This is a genomic window from Candidatus Avelusimicrobium faecicola, from assembly GCA_900540405.1.
In the GTDB taxonomy this organism is placed as follows: domain Bacteria; phylum Elusimicrobiota; class Elusimicrobia; order Elusimicrobiales; family Elusimicrobiaceae; genus Avelusimicrobium; species Avelusimicrobium faecicola.
In genome coordinates, this window is record UQFW01000089.1 from 1 (window position 1) to 2,493 (window position 2,493).

At 50.5% G+C, this 2,493-nt stretch carries 1 protein-coding gene and 1 pseudogene; one reads left to right on the top strand and one right to left on the bottom strand.

Features of this window, described 5'->3' with window-relative positions:
• Positions 1 to 1,760 (bottom strand): translational GTPase TypA (typA, locus tag ACQY18_RS06605; protein WP_428039302.1); only part of this gene is annotated, 1,760 nt, incomplete at its 3' end.
• Positions 1,761 to 1,894: 134 nt separating this feature from the next.
• Between typA and ACQY18_RS06610 the strand changes: the two are divergent.
• Positions 1,895 to 2,493 (top strand): annotated as a pseudogene (locus ACQY18_RS06610) (hypothetical protein); the annotation flags it as partial.

Below are 2,493 nucleotides of genomic sequence, written 5' to 3' on the forward strand. Positions count from 1 at the left end.
GACGTAGGCGTAATTTCCACCAACTCATCCGGCGCAATATATTCCACCGCCTGTTCCAAGCTCATCACCCGCGGCGGGGTAAGCGTATAGGATTCGTCACTGGCTTTACTGCGCATATTGCTTAAATGTTTGGCCTTGCAGGGGTTTACCACTAAGTCATTATCGCGGGAGTTTTGGCCCACAATTTCCCCGGCGTATACTTTCACGTTCGGCCCCAAGAAAAGCTCGCCGTTGTTTTCCAACGCAAACAACGCATAGGGGGTGGTTTCGCCGTCTTCTTTGGCAATTAAAACCCCGTTATGGCGCAAGGGCGGCACGTTTACTTTGGGATAAAAGCCCTTAAAACTATGGTGCATAATGCCGGTACCGCGGGTATTGGTTAAAAATTCGTTCTTAAAACCAATCAGCGCGCGGGACGGAATTAAATATTCCAGGCGCAGGCGGTCTTCGCCCTCGCTGACCATATTTTCCAGCTTTGCGGCGCGCGTGCCCAACATGGTAAACACCGCCCCTTGAAATTCGGACTTAATATCCAAAATCAAGTATTCCATAGGCTCTAAAATTTGTCCGTTTTCTTCTTTATAAATTACTTCCGGGGAAGACACGGCCAATTCAAACCCTTCGCGGCGCATACTTTCAATTAAAATGGTTAAGTGCAGTTCCCCGCGGCCATACACTTTGAAGCGGCCCTCGCCCTCCAACTGTTCCACTTTTAGGCCCACATTGGTTTGGGCTTCTTTTTCCAAACGGTTTTTTAAGTGGCGGCTGGTGACAAATTTGCCTTCCTTGCCGGAGAACGGGCTGTCGTTGACCATAAAGTCCATAGACATCGTCGGTTCGTCAATGGAAAGCGGCGGCAGGGCTTTTAAGGCATCCGGCTGGCAAATGGTATCGCCCACGTCCACGCCCTCTAACCCGGCGATAGACACAATATCCCCGGCGCTGGCGCTGGCTAAATCCTGCTTGCCAAGGCCCATAAAGCGTTCAATTTTAACGGCTTTGGCGGGGGTGGTGGAGCCGTCGTGATGAATCAGCACCACGCTTTGCCCGCGCGATACTTTACCGGCCAAAATGCGGCCAATGCCCACATGGCCCAAAAAGTTGTTGTAGTCCAGCATGGTCACTTGCATTTGCAAGGGGGCATCCGGCATAGCCAACGGGGCGGGCACATGGCTTAAAATGGTATCCAAAATGGGGGCAATATCTTTGCCTTTTTCTTCCATTTTTAAGCTGGCCCAACCGGCGCGGCCGGAGGCGTAAATAATCGGGAAATCCAACTGTTCGTCTGTGGCGCCCAGTTCCATAAACAGGTTGAAAACTTCGTCCACTACTTCGCTCGGGCGGACGTGTTCGCGGTCCATTTTGTTAATAACCACAATGGGTTTTAAGCCCAGCGCCAACGCTTTACGCAATACAAAGCGGGTTTGCGGCATGGGGCCTTCCACCGCGTCCACCATTAAAATAGCGCCGTCCACCATGCGCAGTACGCGTTCCACTTCGCTGCCGAAGTCCGCGTGGCCGGGGGTGTCAACAATGTTAATGGTATGGTTTTTATATTCAATGGAAGTACATTTAGCCAAAATGGTAATGCCGCGTTCGCGCTCCAACGGGTTGGAGTCCAATACGGTTTCTTGGGCTTGGTCTTCTTTTACGTTAAATTCGCCGGCAAATTTTAATAAAGAGTCCACAATCGTGGTCTTGCCGTGGTCAACGTGGGCGATAATAGCCACGTTTCTTACGTCCTGACGGGTGTTATTCATATAATTATTTTTAGGTTCCTAAAATTAAGATATATATATTTTAGTATTTTTTTCCCCTGCTCCGCTATAATTCCATCAAGTTTTTGTTCAAATACCGCGCGGTTTTGGGGGCTACAAATTGCTATAATAACCCTATGGAACGTTTACCGGATTTATTAATTGTCGGCGTGATTTTGTATTTGATTTACTACTTTACACTGCGCCAATGGGATTACGACACCCAAGCCAAGCGGGATGCCTTAAAAGCCCAATTAAAACAACAGGGGTTAAGCAACGCCTACCATTTTACGGGGGCCGTAAAACTTTTCCTGCTGGTGTTTTTGAGCGGCGGCGGATATATGTTCTACTGGGCGTATAAACAATGGGCGGCCGTGCAGAAAGGCTATAAAAATTCCTCCGGCACGCCGCTGAAATTCGGCCCAATGTTGCGCGCTATTGGGTGGCCCGTTTCGTTTTACCAACTGGTTCAAATTGCCAACCGCACCTGCATTTATTTGCATAAAAAGCCTACATTCCCTGCGTGGTTTTGGTATGCCCTTTGGGGGCTGAGCGCGGGGGCGGCGTGGTATTATCCCGCGTGGTGGCAAAAACTGCTTGCACTAGCCGTATTTGCGGCGGCGCCCGCCCGCTTGCAACTGCGCTTAAATGCGCTACCCAATGTGCCTGTGCCCAACCGCCCGAAACCGATAGAAATTCTGGCCGCCGCCCTGGGTTTAGCCGCGCTGTCCGCCGG